Source organism: Luteibacter sp. dw_328 (assembly GCF_018449605.1).
Classification (GTDB): domain Bacteria; phylum Pseudomonadota; class Gammaproteobacteria; order Xanthomonadales; family Rhodanobacteraceae; genus Luteibacter.
The window spans coordinates 243804-262727 of the sequence record NZ_JAAVUW010000004.1 but is presented as its reverse complement, the minus strand read 5'-3'; the positions used below and the strand labels follow the sequence as shown (position 1 = coordinate 262727).

The 18924-nt window shown below is 65.4% G+C and carries 16 protein-coding genes; 10 read left to right on the top strand and 6 right to left on the bottom strand.

Annotated elements, in window-relative coordinates:
* Positions 1–10: 10 nt before the first annotated feature.
* Together lptF and lptG are read left to right on the top strand one after the other, a co-directional pair.
* Entirely contained in the window at positions 11–1114 is a 1104-nt protein-coding gene (gene lptF / locus HB634_RS11490; RefSeq protein WP_063573714.1) for an LPS export ABC transporter permease LptF, read from the top strand.
* On the top strand, positions 1114–2211 hold the full coding sequence (gene lptG, locus HB634_RS11485; protein WP_063573715.1) for an LPS export ABC transporter permease LptG: 1098 nt from the start codon (positions 1114–1116) through the stop codon (positions 2209–2211). Before lptF ends, lptG begins: the two co-directional genes overlap by 1 nt.
* Here the strand turns inward: lptG and HB634_RS11480 are convergent.
* Positions 2195–5710 (bottom strand): ATP-binding protein, encoded by a 3516-nt coding sequence (locus HB634_RS11480; RefSeq protein ID WP_213948666.1) that lies wholly within the window; start codon positions 5708–5710, stop codon positions 2195–2197. The genes lptG and HB634_RS11480 overlap by 17 nt on opposite strands.
* A 116-nt stretch (positions 5711–5826) precedes the next feature.
* On the opposite strand from HB634_RS11480, the gene HB634_RS11475 reads away from it, so the two are divergent.
* The 5 genes from HB634_RS11475 to HB634_RS11455 all read left to right on the top strand — a co-directional run bounded on the left by HB634_RS11475 (position 5827) and on the right by HB634_RS11455 (position 10427).
* The gene (locus HB634_RS11475) at positions 5827–7218 is read left to right on the top strand and encodes a GTPase (protein WP_213948665.1); all 1392 of its coding nucleotides are present in this window, start codon (positions 5827–5829) and stop codon (positions 7216–7218) included.
* A 102-nt stretch (positions 7219–7320) separates the two neighbouring features.
* Positions 7321–7947 carry a YceI family protein gene (locus HB634_RS11470; protein ID WP_063573511.1) on the top strand — a complete coding sequence of 209 codons (627 nt, stop codon included), beginning with the start codon at positions 7321–7323 and terminating at the stop codon, positions 7945–7947.
* Entirely contained in the window at positions 7931–8515 is a 585-nt protein-coding gene (locus tag HB634_RS11465; RefSeq protein ID WP_063573510.1) for a cytochrome b, read from the top strand. Before HB634_RS11470 ends, HB634_RS11465 begins: the two co-directional genes overlap by 17 nt.
* Complete coding sequence (locus HB634_RS11460) at positions 8512–9075, top strand: YceI family protein (RefSeq protein ID WP_063573509.1); 564 nt, start codon at positions 8512–8514, stop codon at positions 9073–9075. The genes HB634_RS11465 and HB634_RS11460 overlap by 4 nt, the downstream gene beginning before the upstream one ends.
* Positions 9076–9176: 101 nt before the next feature.
* Entirely contained in the window at positions 9177–10427 is a 1251-nt protein-coding gene (locus HB634_RS11455) for a GTP-binding protein (RefSeq protein ID WP_345777489.1), read from the top strand.
* Positions 10428–10529: 102 nt separating this feature from the next.
* Here HB634_RS11455 and HB634_RS11450 read toward each other — a convergent pair whose 3' ends face one another.
* Positions 10530–10760, bottom strand: coding sequence for a glutaredoxin family protein (locus HB634_RS11450; protein WP_063574376.1), 231 nt, complete (start codon positions 10758–10760; stop codon positions 10530–10532).
* Positions 10761–10834: 74 nt separating this feature from the next.
* Here HB634_RS11450 and HB634_RS11445 point away from each other — a divergent pair, with 74 nt between their 5' ends.
* Entirely contained in the window at positions 10835–12217 is a 1383-nt protein-coding gene (locus HB634_RS11445; protein ID WP_213948664.1) for an L-serine ammonia-lyase, read from the top strand.
* 7 nt (positions 12218–12224) lie between these two features.
* Here the strand turns inward: HB634_RS11445 and HB634_RS11440 are convergent, their stop codons facing one another.
* Positions 12225–12605, bottom strand: a complete 381-nt coding sequence (locus tag HB634_RS11440; RefSeq protein WP_063573531.1) for a hypothetical protein — start codon at positions 12603–12605, stop codon at positions 12225–12227.
* Positions 12606–12764: 159 nt separating this feature from the next.
* Here HB634_RS11440 and HB634_RS11435 point away from each other — a divergent pair, with 159 nt between their 5' ends.
* Both HB634_RS11435 and HB634_RS11430 read left to right on the top strand, forming a co-directional pair.
* Positions 12765–14435 carry an APC family permease gene (locus tag HB634_RS11435; RefSeq protein ID WP_213948663.1) on the top strand — a complete coding sequence of 557 codons (1671 nt, stop codon included), beginning with the start codon at positions 12765–12767 and terminating at the stop codon, positions 14433–14435.
* A 193-nt stretch (positions 14436–14628) separates the two neighbouring features.
* The gene (locus HB634_RS11430) at positions 14629–15381 is read left to right on the top strand and encodes a DUF3800 domain-containing protein (RefSeq protein ID WP_213948662.1); all 753 of its coding nucleotides are present in this window, start codon (positions 14629–14631) and stop codon (positions 15379–15381) included.
* 187 nt (positions 15382–15568) lie between these two features.
* On the opposite strand, the gene HB634_RS11425 is transcribed toward HB634_RS11430, so the two are convergent.
* The 3 genes from HB634_RS11425 to HB634_RS11415 are packed head-to-tail and all read right to left on the bottom strand — an operon-like array spanning position 15569 to position 18867.
* On the bottom strand, positions 15569–16636 hold the full coding sequence (locus HB634_RS11425; protein WP_213948661.1) for a homoserine dehydrogenase: 1068 nt from the start codon (positions 16634–16636) through the stop codon (positions 15569–15571).
* Entirely contained in the window at positions 16633–17826 is a 1194-nt protein-coding gene (gene metB / locus HB634_RS11420; protein ID WP_213948660.1) for a cystathionine gamma-synthase, read from the bottom strand. Before metB ends, HB634_RS11425 begins: the two co-directional genes overlap by 4 nt.
* A gap of 3 nt (positions 17827–17829) precedes the next feature.
* Complete coding sequence (locus HB634_RS11415) at positions 17830–18867, bottom strand: homoserine O-succinyltransferase (protein ID WP_213948659.1); 1038 nt, start codon at positions 18865–18867, stop codon at positions 17830–17832.
* Positions 18868–18924 lie beyond the last annotated feature (57 nt).

The following is an 18924-nucleotide window of genomic DNA, read 5'->3' as shown; positions in this document are numbered from 1 at the left end:
ATTCTACCAAATGCTCAGCATCCTCGACCGATACTTCCTGCGCGAACTTGCCTACGGTGTCATTGCGACCGCCGTGGTCCTGCTCGTCATCTTTGCGGGTGGCGCCTTCGCCACGGTGCTGCAGAAGGTGGCCAACGGCAGTATCCAGCCCAGTGTGATGTTCGAGGTACTCGGCCTGCAGATGGTCGACCTGCTCTCCACCCTGCTGCCCATGTCGGTCTTCCTGGGCACCCTCACGGCGCTGGGCCGGATGTACCGCGAGAGCGAAATGCACGTGCTGGCATCGTCCGGCATGGGCCCGCGGGGCCTGCTGCGCCCCGTCACCCTGCTCGCCGTCATCGCCACCATCGTGGTTGGCGTGGTCTCGCTCTGGCTGGGGCCGCTCTCGGCCCGCTCGGCCGACACGATCATCGCCGCCGCGAACAAATCCGTGATCGCCGCCGGACTCGACGCTGGGCGCTTCACGGAACTTCCGGGCAAGGGCGGCATCATTTTCGTCGACACGCTCAGCCGCGACGGTACGGTTCTGGGCAAGACCTTCATCGCCACCGACCGCGTCGACAGCGACAATCGGCCGCAGGTGCGCGTGGTCAATGCGAAGAGCGGCCGCATGTACCAGGAAAGCGACGGCGTGAATCGCTTCCTCGCCCTGTACGACGGTTGGCAGTTCGAGATCCCGCTGGGCATGGACAACTGGCGCCGTATGAAATACGAGCGAAACGACCTCTCGCTGTCGAACATCTCCGACGATGACGACGACACCGATCCGGCGCATGAATCGACCACGACCGACCTGTTCAGGACACCCACGGCCGATGGCCTGGGCGAACTGGTCTCGCGCTTCGCCGCGCCGGTCAGCACCCTGGTGTTGATGATGATGGTGCTGCCGATGTCCCGGCAGGCACCCCGCGATGCGCGCTACGGACGCCTGTTGATCGCGGTGCTCGCCTACTTCCTCTACGTGATCTGGCAGCTGATCGCGCGCACCCAGATCATCAAGGGGCACCTGCATACCTCGGCGCCGATCTGGGTCCTCCATATCATCGTCTTCGGCGTGGCGGCGTGGTTCTTCTGGCGGCAGAACTCGCCGCGCCAGACAAAGGCGATCGCGTAATGGCCACGCTGACCATCAAGCGGGCCGACCGTCTCATCGGCATGACCGTGCTCGGCACCCTGCTCCTGGTCTGGTTGGTCCTGACCGGTTTCGACGCGCTGACCCAGTTCGTGCGCCAGCTTGGCAACATCGGCAAGAACGGCTTCACGCTCTACGACGCCATCGCCTACATCATGCTGACGGTGCCCCGGCGCCTCTACCAGATGTTCAGCAACGCCGCCCTCATCGGCGGCCTGCTCGGCCTTGGCAGCCTGGCCGCCACCGGCGAGCTCACCGCCCTGCGTGCGGCAGGCATGTCGAAGCTGCGCATCGCGGCCTCGGCGGCTGGCGTCATCGCCATTCTGACCGTCGGTGTGGTCGTGATGGGCGAGACGGCGGGGCCTTACGGCGACCAGCACGCACAGGCCATCCAGGTACGCATGCGCTCGAGCAATCTCGGTGCAACGGCCAGCGGACTGTGGGCACGCGACGGCGGCAAGATCATCAACGCCAAGTCGGCCATTGCCTTGCAGGAAGAAGACCGTACCACCGTCAAGCTGGTGGATGTGCGCGTGTACACCTTCACTCCCGACGGTCAGGTGCTGGAGTTTTCGCACGGCGACAGCGCCATCCATGACGGCAACCGCTGGGTCATGACCAACGTCCGCACCACCACGCTGGACGAAAAAGGCACGCATGCCACCGAACTGGCAACGCAGACCTGGGCATCGCATCTCAATCCGCACGTGCTCGAGCAGTCGGTCATCCACCCCGAGTACCTCTCGATGGCCGACCTTCGCCGGAACATGCGCTACCTCGAAGCCAACGGGCAGAATCCGGGCGCTTACGCCGTCGCTTTCTGGGGGCGCGCGTTGTTCGCGGTGAACACGCTGATCCTGGTCCTGTGCGCGATGCCTTTCGCCTTCGGCTCGCTGCGCTCGGGCGGCTTCGGCAAACGCCTGTTCCTTGGTGTGATCATGGCGATCGGCTGGTACTTCCTGCAGGGTGCCATGGTCAACTTTGGCACCGTGTACGGACTGCCACCCCTGTTGGCTAACCTGTTACCCACGGGGCTGTTGGTCATCGGCGCACTCACCTACTTCAGGCGATTCGGCTAGCCGGTTCCTGCGCCGGCAACGACACCGCGTCGAGCACGGCGTCCAGTTCTTCACCGGTCATCGGCTTGCGCAAAAGCGCATTCATGCCGGCATCGCGAATCGCTTTCATTTCGTCCCCGGCCGACCGTGCCGTCACTGCCACGATGGGAAGGCTTGCGAGTCGAGCCATGCGACGCACCATGCGCGCCACCTGGAAGCCATCGACCAGCGGAAGGTCGAGATCCAGCAGGACAGCGTCGTACGTATTCCTCGACACTTCGGCCATGGCCGCCAGACCGTCGCCCACGATGGTGACGCGATGCCCACGCTGGCCGAGCAGACCCGCCATGACAGCGGCAATCACCGCGTCGTCCTCGACAAGAAGCAGCCGTCGGCTGGTACTTGTCCGCTGCGCCGAGGGCGACATGGCGCGACGACGCCCTTCGCATGCACACGCTCGTAGCGGAAGTCTCACGATGAACTGGCTGCCCACACCGGGCTGACTCTCGACGACGATGTTTCCGCCCATGAGTGTGCATAGCTCGTGGCAGATGGCCAGCCCCAGTCCCGAGCCCTGGGCACGCTCTGGCGAGCCACCCTGCTCGAAACGCGAGAAAAGGCGACCGCGCAACTCGTCTGAAATACCCGGCCCCGTGTCGGTCACCGACATCGCCAGTGTCTGGTTGTCGCGGCGAAGGTGAACGTCCACCGAGCCGGTGTGGGTGAACTTCAGCGCGTTGTTGACCAGGTTCTGCAGGATCTGGCGCAGCCGAATGGCGTCGCCGCGAATCGTGATCGGTACGTCGGGATCGATGTGTACCGAAAGCGCCAGGCCCTTTTCCCGTGCACTCCCCGAGGCCAGGGCGATGACTTCGTCCGCCAGCGCATGGACAGCCACGCACTCGACTTCCAGCAACAGGCGCCTGGACTCGATCCGGGTGATATCGAGCGCGTCGTTGACCAGCCGTAGCAAGGTCGTACCCGAACGGCGCACGGCATCGACGTAACTACGCTGCGTCTCGTCCAGTGGCGTTCTCGCCATGAGCTCGGCCATGCCGAGTACGCCCGTCATGGGCGTTCTGATCTCGTGCCCCAGCGTGGCCATGAATTCGGTTTTCGCGGCATTGGCTTCTTCGGCCAGGCGTTGCTGTTGCTCGGCGAGCCGGAGCCGAAGTGCCTGCCGCACGCGACGACGCGCCGCGACCATACCCCCGCCCACGAGCACCAGGACGACCACGGCGTAGATCAACCACGCCCACCACCGTTGCCACGGTGGGGCATCCACGATGATCGTCAGGGGTACCGGCACGCCAGCCATTTCGTGTTCCGCGCCGGAAACGGACAGGCGATGCGTGCCGGGACTCAACGGACCGAACGTACGCTCGCCTTGCTTGCCCGTTCGCAGCAATGCGGTCGTGCCCTCGTGATCGAGGGCGAAATCGATGTGGTTCCGCTCCGGATTTACATAGGACAAGGCACGTGTGCGCACGGCGAGGTCACGGTCATTCCAGGCGAGATGCAGTGTGTTCTCGACGATCGGCAGGGAGCGACGGGTGCCACCGCGCGACACACTGGCACCGAGCACGACAATGACGGGTCGGCGCGGGTGGTCGCGCTGCTGGTCGGGCCGGAAGCCGACCAGACCGCCCAACGTCGCGCCATACATGGTGCCGTCCGCCAGCAACACGGTCGTCGCGTTGGTGAATTCCCCATTGGCAAGGCCATCGGCCAGCCCGAAAGGACGAAAGCTTCCCGGCACGCGATCGAATCGCCAGACGCCCGTCTGTCCATAGAGCCACAGACGGCCCATCAGGTCCTTGCGCACGTTGAGGATGTCTGCCGACGGGAAGCCCTGCGCACCACCGAGGCTTCGTTCCAGACGTGCTCGACTACCGTCCCAGACGTAATGCTCCAGCGCGGCGGGACGAACGATCCAGAAGCCGTCACCATCGGGCTCGAAGGCACTGACACGCCCCGGCGCCACACCCTCGACGTAGCGCATCTGCCCGACCGCGCGATCCAGACGAGCCAGACCGGCGGCACTGGCCTGCCAGAGATCCCCGTCGACCATCTCGATCTGCCTCGTATCGGCGCCGCCTCGCCGCGCCTCGGCGAATGGCACCGCGGTGGCGGCGGCAAGAGCCGGATCCAGTGCGAACAGCCCCTGACCGACCGCCGCCACGTACACCGTGCCGTCCGCCGCGGCGGCCATCGACGTCACGGCATGGTCGATCGTGCCGCGAAACAGAGGCCGTACGACGCCGGCGGACGCGACCGACAACCCGTCCACGCCACCCGCCAGAAGGCGTCCATCCGCCAGTTCGAGCAGGCTCTGCACCCGCGCGGCACCCAGGTCGAAACCGCCCGAGGCCCGCCCTGTCGACGGATCGAAACGACGGATCCAGCCGCGGAATCCACCGACCCATAGCTCCCGATCGCCATGGGCCGCGACCGCCGTCACGGCGCGGCCAGGAAAACTCCAGGGGTCCGTCGCGACGTGCGCGAATCGCGTGAAGTCTTCCCAACCGGGGCCCAGATAGGCCACCCCGCCGTCGCTGAGCGCAAACCACAGGCCGTGTTCTCGGTCCTCGATCATGTCGCTCACGGTGCGACCGGGAAGCCCGCCCGGTGCGGTCCATGAGTCGGCGATGACGTGCCGCCGTCCGAGGCGGTCGATCATGGACAGGCCGTCGAGGGTGGCGATCCAGACAGTGTCATGGCTGTCGACCAGCGCGCCGCGCACGTGCTGCGACGCCACGCGCGTATCGCGCGAGATGCGCCCGTCTCCGGTGAGGCGATAGAGTCCGGCGTCGCTCGCGAACGTCAACTCACTGCCCCTGCCGGCGATGCGAGTGACCCGCGGCGCGGCACCATCGGCGAACGGCACGGGCCGCGGTAGCCCATCGCGGTCGATGACGTCCACGCCGGACTCCCCGGCCACCCAGACGCGGCCATCGTCCGATGCGTACAACGCCCGAATCGTCGTCGACGACCTGTCTGGGCCCATCGCCAGGTGCTCGAAGCCGCTGCCATCGGGCCGCATGCGGTCGAGGCCCTTCGACGTAGCCACCCAGATCGATCCGTCTTTGGACTGCGTCACGGCGCGCACGTCGTCGTCCGACAGACCGTCCCGCCATTGCACGAAGCCACCGGTGACGGGGTCGTAACGCGCCAGACCGACGTCGGGACCACCGATCCAGATGCGATCGTCGCGATCCACGTAGAGCGCCGACAGCGCACTGACCGGCATCGGATGGGCTCGTTCGGCACCGATGCCGGGTGCGATGAACTCAACGCCATCGAAGCGTGCAAGCCCCAGCGCGGTCGCTACCCAGATAAAGCCGCGGGCGTCCTGCGCCACGGCCTTCACCTTGCTACTGGGCAGGCCTTCGTGCAGCCCGAAGCCGCGAAACTGAGGAGTGGGAACCGGTGGCATGGCCGTATCGGCCATGACGGGGGTGACAACGGCCAGAAAGACCGCGGCCACGAGAATCCATCTCGCGAAGAGCGTGTGGTGCATACGCTTTATTCCTTGTTCGATCCCGATGATGCCATAGCTTCGTCGAGGCAGAACAGGCGCAATGGACTGATTATCCGTAGGCATTCGCCGGGGCACTTGCCTCTAGAATGCCGGGCATGTCACGCCGACTTCGTACCCTGATCGCGGCCATCGGCATCGCCGCCTTCGCCTGGCTGCTCTTCGCCGCGCTGGAGCGCGCGCTATCGCTGGCGCAGCGTTTCATGAGCCTGCCCGAGGGCCTACGCTGGGTGATCGGGGGCCTCCTTGCCCTGATGGTCGTCCTTGGCGCGGCCGCGGCCGTGTGGCTGCTGCGTCCGCGCAAACCGCGTGCCCCGATCATTGCGCCCGATCGTGCATCGCTGGAGTCGCGCATCGCCGTCCTCCGCGAATCGGACGCCAACGTTGAGGAACTTCGTAGCGAACTCGACGAACTCGACCGTCGTCGGCTGTCCTCCTCGATCTACCTCGCCGTTTTCGGCGAGATCTCCACCGGCAAGTCGACGCTGATCGCCGCACTGGTGCCGGGGTCGACGCCGGCCAGCGACGTGCGCGGCGGAACCACCCGGGAGGTCACCCATTACGAAGGCAACGCACCGACGGGCGAGCACTGGACGGTGGCGGATGTGCCGGGCTCGGCCGAGGCCGAGGGTAACGATCGCGAACGCGTGGCGCGCGAGGAGGCCCTGCGTGCGCACGCGGTACTTTACGTCTGCGCAGGCGACCTCACCCGAACCCAGGCGGCGGAACTTCGCTGGCTGGGTGATTTCGGCAAGCCCTTGCTGCTTGTCGTCAACAAGGTGGATCAATGGACCAGCGGAGAACGCGAACAGTTGATCGCGCGCCTGCGCGAACGAAGCGAAGGTATTCCTGACGCGATCCTCCTCGTCAGTGCACGCCATGCCGATCTCGGCTCGTTGCCAGACGCCCTTCGCCGTCTGCTCGCGCCGGGCGCGGCGGCGCTCGAAGGCCAGCGCGAAAATGCGGTACTCGCAGGTTTGCACGAGCGCACCAGCGAAACGGAAGCCCTGTGGCGCGCCGCGGAAGCCGAGCGCATCGTGCACCGCTACGCGCGGCGTGCCGTCGTCGGCGCGATGGCTGCCGTGGCGCCGGGCACGGACCTGGTCATCCAGGGCGCCCTGGCGGCCGGCCTCGTCCGCGCCTTGGCCGGGTTGTACGGCGTTCGGGTCACCGAGGTTGAAATCGAGGACCTGTTGCGCCAGGTCCGCCTCACCCTGCGAACGGGAACCACCGTGGTCCTCGCCGTCGCTGGCAACGCGATGAAAGCGTTTCCCGGCCTCGGCACGCTGGGCGGGGGCGTGTTGCACGCCTTTGCCTACGCCTTGATCTTCGACAGCCTTGGCCGGGCGCTTGCCGCGAGCCTCGCGGAACGCCACGCCCTGGACCAGGCGGACGCCGGTGCGCGCCTGCACGACCTGCTTGCCGATGCAGGCACCTCCCGCCTGCGCCGGCTCGCCGAACTGACCGGCGACGCGCTACGGGATCGCTGAGTGAACGATGCGTTCCCGGCGCATGGGCTGACAAGGCGTCCGCCGTCGGCCACACTGCTCGTCATTGGCCCCTAGCGGCCCCGTCGGAACAGGCCCTTACGCATGCGTCTTGCCGGTTTCCTCCTCCTCTTCGGCCTGGCTGTCGTGCCAGTCGCCGCACGCGCCGAAGCGCTCAGCTATCACATCGATCCGGTACACAGCCAGGTCGTGTTCAACGTCGAGCACAACGGCTTCTCGCGCTCGTTCGGACGTCTGCGCGTCACCGACGGCACGATCCTCTTCGATCGCGACGACTGGTCGAAGTCGTCCGTCGACGCCACGATCGACGCCACCTCGGTGGACATGGGCGACGCCGACTGGGACAAGGCCGTCCAGGGAAGCGACCTGCTGGACACCGCCCACGCACGCACGGCGCACTATGTCAGCGATACCGTCGAAAAGAAAAACGACGACGAAGGCGTCGTCCACGGCAAGCTGACGCTTCGCGGCGTGACGCTGCCACTCGACATCCCGTTCCGGGTCAATCGCATCGGCAAGACCATCTATGGCCTGCATACGGTGGCCGGCTTTTCCGCGCAGATATCGATCGATCGCACGGCGTACGGCATGACATCCAATCGCAACTCGATCGGCACTAACGTATCCGTGTGGCTCGAAATCGAAGCGATTCGCGGCGGCGAGCGCACTTCATCCAACGACAAGGAAAAAACCGATGCCCCTGCGCAGTGACCACACCCGCTGGAGCACGGCCGCCAAGACCTTTCACTGGGTGATGGCGCTGCTGATCCTGGGCAATGGCGCATTCGCCCTCTGGATGGACGGCCTCAAGCCGTCGTTGCAAAAGATCAACATGTTCGCCCTGCACAAGTCGATCGGCCTTACCGTACTCGCCCTGTTCCTGCTGCGCGTGCTCTGGCGCGCCATCGACCGTCGGCCGGCCGACGTGCCCGCACCGCATTGGCAGCACCTCGCCGCGAAGACGGTGCACGGTTTCCTCTACCTGCTGATCGCGGCGATCCCGTTGTCGGGCTGGGCGTTCAACTCCGCCCACGGCTTCCCGCTGCAGTATTTCAAGCAGTTCAATCTTCCGGCACTGGTGGAAAAGAACCCGGGGCTGTCCGATACGCTGGGGACAGTCCACGTCTACCTGTTCTGGTTTCTGTTACTGGTGCTCGTCGCCCATGTCGGCGGCGCGCTCAAGCATCACTTCATCGACCGCGACGACACGCTCCGCCGCATGCTGCCGTTCGGCCGTGCGAAGCGGGCGCCCCCTACCTCTTCCGGAGACACGCCATGACCCTGACCACCCGCCGCCTGTCCGCACTTGCCTTCGCGCTCGCTCTTCCCCTCGCCGCTTCCGCGGCCGATTACAACGTGGGCCCGGGCAGCACGCTCGGTTTCAGCGGCAAGTTCCAGGGCCAGCAGTTCGACGGCACGTTCGGCAAGTTCACCGCCTCCACGATCAGCTACGACGCCGCTAACCTGGCTGCCTCGAAGTTCGATGTCACGGTGGATATGTCCACGGCAAAGACCGGTGACGGCGATCGCGACAATGCGCTGCCGGGTTCCGATTTCTTCGACACGAAGAAGTTCGCCACCGCGCACTACGTCACCACGGGCTTCAGCAAGAACGCGAAGGGCGACGTTATCGCCAACGGTAACCTCACGCTGCACGGCGTGACCAAGCCGGTCGCTCTCAAGGTCGCCTTCTCGCCGAATGCCGGCGGCGCGCGCCTCTCCGTCACGGGCACGCTGAAGCGTCTCGATTTCGGCGTCGGCAGCGGCGAGTACAAGGACACCTCGACCATCGCCGACGAAGTCCTCGTCAACGGTTCGCTTAACCTGCTGCCGAAGTAACCCGGACCGTGGCGGGCTTCCGCGAACGCTTTCGCGGTCTCGCCGGCCGCCTCCGCCGCCGCGCGCCCAGCGCAATGGCAGCGGAGGCGCGAGGCGGATCCGTGGCGGCGAGCCTGCGCGGGTTGCTCGACGATCCTTCCGTCCCGGCCAACGTGCGCGAGGCCATGGCCGCGGACTTCCGACGTGTCCAGACCATGCTCGAACGCCTGGAACGCGAAGAACTGCACGTAGCGGTGTTCGGCCGGGTCTCTGCCGGCAAGTCCGCGCTGGGCAACGCCCTGCTCGGTCGCGACGCCTTTGCGGTCGGCGTGCTCCACGGCACGACCACCGAGGCGGATGCGGCACGCCTGGACGAGGCGAGTGCCGCGGGCCTCGTGCTCATCGACACGCCCGGTATCAACGAACTCGGCGGCGAAGCGCGAGAGAAACTCGCTTTCGAAGTCGCCGAGGTCAGCGACCTGATCGTCTTCGTTGCCGACGGCGACCTCACGCGCGAAGAGCGAGACGCGCTGCGCACCCTGGCGTCGACGCGGCGTCCCCTGCTGCTCGTACTGAACAAGGCCGACCGTTATTCCGATGAAGAACGCGAGGGTCTGCTCGAACAGCTACGCCAGCACGGTGCCGGACTGGTCCGACGCGAAGACGTGATCGCCGTTGCGGCACGACCCAGCCCGCGCGATGTCATCGAAACGGATGTGCAAGGTCATGAACGGCAAACCGTCGTAGCCGCCGCTACCGATGTCATGGCACTGAAGTCACGCCTGCTTGCCATTGCCGAGCGCGAAGGCAAAACCTTGTCGGCCATCAATGCGGGTTTGTTCGCCGGACGCCTAACCGACCAGGTGACCGAGCGTGTTGCCGCCACGCGGCGCGATGTCGCCTCCGGCGTCATCCGGCAGTACTGCATCGCCAAGTCCGTGGCGGTGGCACTCAATCCCGTTCCGGTCGCCGACCTGCTCCTGGCGGGTGGGCTGGATGCGGCAATGGTCGTGCAGTTGGGCCGGGTCTATGGCTTGCCGCTCACGCGTACCGAATCGGGACGTCTCGTCGCCGTCATCACCACGCAGCTTGCCGCGCTGATGGGCGCCGTGTGGGGCGTGCAACTGGTAGCGTCCGCCCTGAAGGGACTCAGCGGCGGCCTGTCCGTCGTCGTCACTGCCGCTGCCCAGGGTGCCTTGGGCTGGTATGCGACCGTACTGATAGGACGCGCCGCTGAGCATTACCTCATCACGGGCAAGTCCTGGGGCGAACACGGCGCCAAACGCGCGGTCGCCGACATCGTGGCCAGCCTCGACCGCGACTCCATCCTGCGCGAAGCGCGCGAGGAAATCCTCCGCCACCTGCGTCAATGACGACCCGTGGAACCTGTCCACCTCTCGTGTAGGAGCCGATTCATCGGCGAAAAGCCAACGGAGCGGTGACGCCGTACGCTCCATTCGCCGATGAATCGGCTCCTACCGAAGCGCTACGAAGGCCTTCACCGCCTCGGCGTCGAACGGCCAGTCCAGCTCGACGCCATCCCCTCGTTGCAGCACCGGCACCCGCGCCCCATAGCGCGCCTCCAGAGCCTCGTCCTCATCGATCCACACCGAGACGAACTCCGGAAAACGCGCCTGCGCCAGCACCTCCAACGCGAGGTCGCAAAGGTGACAGTCGTCTCGCTGGAAGAGGGTGAAGTCGGACATGCGCAGGTGTATGGGGTCAGTGGCGGGCAGGCGTAGAATAGCCGGCTACTCCCCGTAGCCAACTCCCCTAAGCCATGGCAGTCAGCGTTTTCGACCTCTTCAAGATCGGTATCGGTCCGTCCTCCTCCCATACCGTGGGGCCGATGCGCGCCGGCGCACGCTTTGCCGAACACTGGCTTGCCGAGAAGGGCGTGCTCGAGCGCGTAGCGCGCGTGCGCTGCGAGCTGTTCGGCTCGCTGGCGATGACCGGCCGCGGCCACGGCACCGACAAGGCCGTCCTGCTCGGCTTCGAAGGCGAGTGGCCGGACAAGGTCAACCCCGACGAGATCCCGGCCACGCTGGAGCGCATTCGCTCCAGTAAGCGCATTCGCATCCTGGGCCGTCACGAGATCGACTTCGACGAAAAGGCCGACCTGGTCTTCAACAAGCGCCAGAAGCTCCCCTTCCACACCAACGGCATGCGCTTCTCGGCCTACGACGCCGACGGCAACGAACTGGCCACGCGCGACTATTACTCGGTCGGCGGCGGTTTCGTGGTCAATCCGGACGAAGCTGCCGAAGACCGCATCGTGGCGGACACCAGCGAGCAGCCCTTCCCCTTCAGCAGTGGCGACCAGATGCTCGCCCTGTGCGAGGAAAACGGCCTGACCATTGCCCAGCTGATGATGCGCAACGAGAGCATCTGGCGCCCCGAAGCGGAAACCCGCGCTGGCCTGCTGGTCATCTGGAAGGCGATGCAGGACTGCGTTTCGCGCGGTCTGCGCTCGCCGGGCACCCTGCCAGGCGGACTGAAGGTCCAGCGCCGTGCACCGTCGATGGTCGCCGAACTGCGTTCGCAGCCGGAAGCCGCGCTGCGCGACCCGCTCACCATTCTCGACTGGGTGAATCTGTACGCGCTGGCGGTGAACGAAGAGAACGCCGCCGGCGGCAGCGTGGTTACCGCGCCGACCAATGGCGCAGCGGGCATCGTCCCCGCCGTTTTGCACTATTACCGGCACTTCTGCCCGAACGCCTCGGAAGACGGCGTGATTGAGTTTCTCCTCACGGCCGGGGCCATTGGCATCCTCTACAAGGAAAACGCCTCGATCTCCGGCGCGGAGGTGGGTTGCCAGGGCGAGGTGGGCGTGGCCTGCTCGATGGCCGCTGGCGGTCTTACCGCCGCCCTGGGTGGCAGTGTGCGCCAGGTCGAGAATGCCGCCGAGATCGGCATGGAGCACAACCTGGGCCTCACCTGCGACCCCATCGGTGGTCTGGTGCAGATTCCCTGCATCGAGCGCAATGCCATGGGCGCGGTCAAGGCGATCAACGCCAGCCGCATGTCGCTCAAGAGCGACGGCAAGCATCACGTATCGCTGGACAAGGTCATCGCCACCATGCGCGACACCGGCCGCGACATGAAGGACAAGTACAAGGAAACCTCCCGCGGGGGATTAGCCGTCAACGTTATTGAGTGCTGAGGCGGCCCTACCGGGTCGGGCACATCCGGGGCAGCCGGTCGACGGTCTCGACACGGACCGGCTCGTCCTGTCCCCACCAGTTGGCGACCGCCGTGTAGCAGATGCGCAGCTTGCCGCGACGGGTGTCGAAGCGCTGCTTACTGGTATAGGCGAAGCACGATACCGAGGCCAGGTGCCCCAGTTCGCGCATCGTAATGGCGCACCGCCGCACGGATTCGACAGGGTCCTCGCCAGGGTAGAGAGTGAAGTAAAAACCCTTGGCGGTACGGTCGTAGGACTCTGAATCGATCAGCCGGCCTTTGTCGTTCCATTGCTCATCGGCTGCGGCAACGCCGCATACCGAAATGGCAATGAACAACACGCCGCTGGCGACCACCTTCGAACGCATCCGAACCCCTTCATCCCTACCGCGTCGGCCAGTGTATATCGACGAGAGCCCGGTTTGGCGAGGGCGTCCGCTGGCTGACATGCGGAGCCGGGGCTGTCATCATCCCGCCCTTGTGCCGCCATGGGCCGGGTTCCCCCGTCCCGTCCGACCGGAGTCATCATGTCCCACCACGCTATCCGCCGCGATGTCGGCGCTTTCGCCCTGATGCTGACCGGCCTGGGCTCGATCATCGGCTCAGGCTGGCTCTTCGGCGCCTGGCACGCTGCCCAGCTTGCTGGCCCCGGCGCGGTGTACGCCTGGATCATCGGCGCCGTCATCATCCTGTTCATCGCCCTCACCTATGCGGAACTGGGCGCGATGTTCCCCGAGTCCGGCGGCATGGTGCGCTACGGCCACTACTCGCATGGCTCGCTGGTCGGCTTCATCGCTGGCTGGGCCAACTGGATCGCCATCGTCTCGGTCATCCCGGTCGAGGCCGAAGCCTCCGTCCAGTACATGGCCTCCTGGCCGTGGGAATGGGCGCAATGGACCAAGGGCCTGTACGTGGTAACCAACGGCCACGGCGAGCTGACACCGCCCGGCCTGGCCATTGCCGCGGTGCTGGTCCTGGTCTATTTCTTCCTGAACTTCTGGAGCGTGAAGCTGTTCGCCAAGAGCAACACGGCGATCACCATCTTCAAGCTCGTCGTGCCGGCGGCCACGGGCATCGCGCTCATCTGCACCAGCTACAACCCGGGCAACTTCCACATCGGCGCCAATGGCGGCACGCACGCCATCGACATCTCGTCGATCCTTACGGCCGTCGCCATCTCCGGCATCGTCTTCAGCTTCAACGGCTTCCAGAGTCCGGTAAACCTGGCCGGTGAAGCGCGCAACCCAGGGCGTAACGTACCGTTCGCCGTGATCGGCTCGATCCTGCTGGCCACCGTGGTCTACGTGCTGCTGCAGATTGCCTTCATCGGCGCCGTGCCGCCCGACCAGCTCGGCAAAGGCTGGGCCGGTCTCGAGTACGCTTCGCCGTTCGCCCAGCTGGCCACTGCGCTGATGATCAACTGGATGGCGATCCTGCTCTATGCGGACGCCTTCGTGAGCCCCAGCGGCACCGGCGCCACGTACACGGCGACCACCGCACGAATGATCTACGCCATGGAGCGTAACGGCCAGCTGCCGAAGATCTTCGGCCACATCCATCCGCGCTTCGGCATTCCGCGTCCAGCCATGTGGCTGAACCTGGTGGTGAGCTTCCTCTTCCTGTTCTTCTTCCGCGGCTGGGGCACGCTGGCAGCGGTGATCTCGGTGGCGACGATCATTTCGTACCTCACCGGCCCGGTCAGCGTCATGACCCTGCGTCGCACGGCGCCGGAAATGAAGCGCCCCCTGCGCATCCCCGGCCTGCCCTTACTCGCCGCGCTCGCCTTCATCTTCGCCACCGAGTTGCTGTACTGGGCGAAGTGGCCGCTCACGGGCGAGATCATCCTGCTGGTGGTCGTCGCCTTGCCGCTGTACTTCTATTACACCGCCAAGAGTGGCTGGGAAGACTTCAGGCGCCACATGGCCGGTGCGTGGTGGCTGATCGCCTACCTGCCGACCATTGCGCTGGTTTCCTATGCGGGCAGCACCACGTTCGGCGGCCACAACTACATCCCGTACGGCTACGACCTCGCCGTCGTCGCCGTGATCGGCGTCGTCTTCTACTTCTGGGGTATCTCCGCCGGTTGGCGTACGCCGATGGTCGAAGCCGCCCGCTTCAACCACGATGAGATGCACGGCGATGACCCGGTGATTCCGCCGAGTGCGGATGATGCGGCCAGGGCTAGCGGCCAGCGTTGAGAAAAATGAAACCGCCCTTCGGGGCGGTTTTTTTGTGTCCTCGCCCAGGACTGAGCTGCCCAAGGGATACCTGACAGAAAGCACCGATCGAACGCGACTCCCAACGCACAGATACCTTCTTTCGACAGTGACTGACCATCGTCACGCTGCACGGCTCTTACCGCAGCGACAAGGAAGGCATCACGTGTACCTCATGTACGTCGATGAGAGCGGCGACCCCGGCATCACCAACTCGCCTACGCGTTACTTCACACTGTCCGGGCTGGTTATCAACGAAACGCGCTGGCAGTCCGCGATGGGACGAGTTGCAGACTTCAGACAGCGCATGCGCTCCGCCTTTGGTCTCCAGGTGCGTGAGGAGATTCATTCGGCGAGGTTCATCACTAGCCCCGGGCCATTGGTCAGGATTCCAAGGCATGATCGCCTGGCCATCCTCCGCCACTTCGCAGACGAACTGGCGAGAATGTCCGAGCTGTCGGTCATCAACGTGGTTGTGGACAAACAAGACAAGCCGACGACCTACGATGTTTTCGAACACGCATGGCGAGCGCTTGTGCAGCGGTTTGAGAACACCCTCATACACAACAATTTTCCCAACGCCATGACGAAGGGGGAGTGCGGGATGGTTTTTGCCGACGGACAGCCCTCGGCAAAGCTGATCGCGATGTACACAAGGATGCGCGACTACAATCCTGTCCCCAATCAGACGGGGGGTGGCTACAGGAACATCGTAATGAGAAAAATCATCGAAGACCCGTGCTTTCGGGACTCCGCTCACTCGCTCTTGATTCAGGCGGCAGATCTCGTTGCTTTTCTGCTGTACCAGCAGGAGCAGCCGAACCAGTACATGCGAAAATCGGGCGGCGCTGGATATTTTTCACGCCTGACACCGATCTTGTGCCGACGTGCCAGCCCCCGAGATCCGCAGGGCATCGTGCGGCTATAAAAAAGGGGCGCTTGAGAGCGCCCCGGAGAGATCCTAGTAGGTGGACCGGCCACCGGTCAGATCTCGCAATGAAATCTACTCTTGCATAGGGCGTCTTGCAAGGTCATCGCGAGCTTCGGCGGCAAAGCTGACGTAAACGCGCGGTCTCGACTGACACGCACTCCGCATACATGGAAGGTCCGAACCACTACAAGGCGAGCACATCTCCCAGCAACGCCTGCGCCGTAATCTCCGGACCAGCGCCTGGCCCCTGAATCACCAGGGGCGTCGCGTGATAGCGCGTGGTGGTCAACGCGAACTGATTGTCCGTACCTGACAGACGCGATGCCGGATGCTCGGAGCCTATTTCGAACAAGCCGACGCGGGCACGACCGCGTTGATTCAGGCGTGCGAGATAGCGCAGCACCTTGCCATTCGCCTTGGCAACCGCCTGGCGCTGACGTAGCGGCTCGTCCAGCTCTTCGAGGCGATCGAGGAACGTTTTCGTGTCGAGCGTGCGAAGCGCTTCGGGTACGAGGCTTTCGATTTCCACTTCCTCGCTACCCAACGAGAAGCCTGCGTTGCGCGCGATGATCAGAAGCTTGCGCGCCACGTCTTCGCCCGAAAGATCGGAGCGCGGATCCGGCTCGGTGAAACCGAGGCGACGCGCATCCCGAAGCAAGGCGGAGAACGGACGACTACCGTCGTACTGGTTGAACAGCCACGAGAGCGAGCCAGAGAAGACACCTTCCAGCGTGAGCAGGCTGTCACCGCATTGGCGCAGGCGACGCAGGGTCGACAACACTGGCAGCCCAGCTCCGACCGTAGCGGCGTCGCCATACACGCTGCCATTCGCCGCGGCGGCCTGGAGGGCACGCCATCCCGACAACTGGCCGCCGGCGAGCGCCTTGTTCGCGGTGACGACGTGATATCCCGCCGCCAGCCACTCAGCGTGACGGCTGGCTTCGATGGCGCAGGCCGTGGCATCGATCACCACCTTGCGCGCTGCGCCGCTTTGGTCGAGCGCGGCCAGGAGCGGCGCATTCTCGCGCCCGTCTCTTCCCTTGCTCAGCCGTTCGGCCACGTCGGCAGGAACCAGGCCATCCGCAAGCACGTGCTGGCGACGCGAATTCGCCGCGCCCACCAATCGCAAGGAGCGTGCCGCCGGCGTGGCCAACAAAGTGAGCAAGGCTCGCCCGACGACACCGGTGCCAAGCAGCACGACGGCTGTTCGCGGAGGAACCGCGGCCAGAGGCGATGCGACCACCGCGTTCATGCGCCGACCTTGCGTTTCGACGTGACCGAAGCAACCGCGGCAGCGCGAGCGAGCGCGGCATCGAGGTCGGCCAGCAAGTCGTCACCGTCTTCGATACCCACGGACAGACGCAGGAGGCTGTCCGAGATGCCCGCCACAACGCGGGCTTCGGGCGCCATGGACGCATGCGTCATGGTGGCCGGATGGGCGACGAGGCTTTCCACACCGCCCAGTGATTCCGCCAGCGAGAAGTAACGCAGACCGTCCACGAAGGCTTCGATCGCATCGTTGCCGCCAGCAATCTCAAAGCTCAGCATCGCACCGAAACCCTTCTGCTGCCGCTGTGCCAAGGCATGACCCGGGTGCGAAGCGAGACCGGGGTAGTACACGCGCGATACGGCATCGTGACTGTCCAGGCGCGCGGCGATGCGATGGGCGTTCTCTTCGTGTGCGCGCAGGCGAACCGCGAGGGTACGGACGCCGCGCAGCGTCAGGAAGCTATCGAACGGCGAGCCGGTGAGCCCGTTGCAGTTGCCCCACCACTTCAGCTGTTCGGCGACCGCCTGGTCCGCCGCGATGACGGCGCCGCCAACCACGTCGCTATGACCGTTGATGTACTTCGTGGTCGAGTGCACGACGATGTCGGCACCGAGCTTGAGTGGTTGCTGTAAGGCAGGCGAGAGGAAGGTGTTGTCGACAACGACGAGTGCGCCCACCGCGTGCGCCGCCTGCGACACGTGGCGCACGTCGGTGATCCGCAGCAGCGGGTTCGACGGCGTTTCGATCCAGACCAGCGCCGGCTTCGAAGCGAGGCCGTCGGCGAGCGCGGTCGGGTCGGTGAAGTCGACGAAGCGGACGCTGAAGCGGCCCTTCTTCGCCCAGGCATCGAGCAGGCGCCACGTACCGCCGTAGCAATCGTGCGCAGCAAGGACCAGCGCGCCGGCGGGAACCAGTTCGAGTGCGAGTGCCACGGCGGACATGCCGCTGCCGGTGACGACGGCGCCCGCACCTTCCTCGAGTTCGGTCAATGCTTCGCCGAGCAGGTCGCGCGTCGGGTTACCGCTGCGCGAATAGTCGTAAGCGCGCTTGCGGCCGAAGCCCTCGAAGGCGTAGTTGGTGGAAAGGTGCAAGGGCGGCACGACAGCGCCGTGCTGCGTATCGGATTCGATGCCGGCGCGCACGGCGCGGGTACAAAGACGGGAATCGGTCATGACTTAGTGGTCTCCGCGACAGTCGTTGAGTGCGTGACGCAGCACGGGAGCGAGCTGCACGGTTTCTTTCAGGAAAGCGTCGTGGCCGTAAGGCGATTCCACGACTTCGAGGGTGGCGGTGCCGGCAAGACGGCGCTGCAGTTCGCACAGGTCCGCCAATGGCACGAGACGATCGGAAGGAAAGCCGACCAGGGTCGTGGGTGCTGCGACGCGTTCCGGCGCGACGTCGTGCAGATCGATCGACTCGGACAGCGCAAGGAAACGTTCCGCCTCGAAACGCTCGACGAAGCGGCGGCCGGCGTGCTCGAGGTAATCCTCCACCGGAAAGTGGAAGCGACCATCACGCAGTTCCGGCCCGGCGGCAAAACGGCGGGAGAACTCTTCGCTACCCCGATACGTCGTCATGGCGAGCTGACGTGCGAGGGCGAGTGCTTCGTCGGTACGGCCGGACTCCACGCCGAGGCGGACGATGCTGCGCTGGATCGAACGCTGCGCCGTGGACAGCGGGTGCGGACGGTGAGCGCCGGCAAGAAGGATGAGCGACTTCAGCTTATCCGGATGGTTCGCCGCGAACGCGAGGCCGGTCATCGCACCGTAGGAGGAACCCACGAACGCGTGCACGCGACCGATGCCGAGCTCGTCCACGAGGACCGCAAGCGCGGCGGCCTGGTCTTCGCTCGACACCGAGTCGGCACCGCCGAGATCGGCAGGTACCAGCCAGTCGATCGCCAGCACGCGGTAATGATCGAGGTCGACGGCGGCGCCGCGACCGACCAGTTCCTGCCACCAGCCGCTGGACCGCTCGCGACCGGTGCATACATCGCGGTCGGCCGAGATACCGCCCTGGACGATGATCGTCGGGGCGTGGGCTGCGCCGCACCAGAGGTAATGGACGTCCACCTCGACAGCGTCGCTGCCGTACTTCGGCGTGAACGACACCCGGCGGGTACCACGCTGCTCGGTGAGATCGGCCGCACTGCGCGGCGCGGGGCAAACGACCGCTTCGGGGAGGGAGATCACGGTGAGGGGCTCTGCTGACATGTCCGGGTTCCTGCGTTCGGGATCGAGCCCCGCGGGGAACCGGCAGTCGGAGGTGCC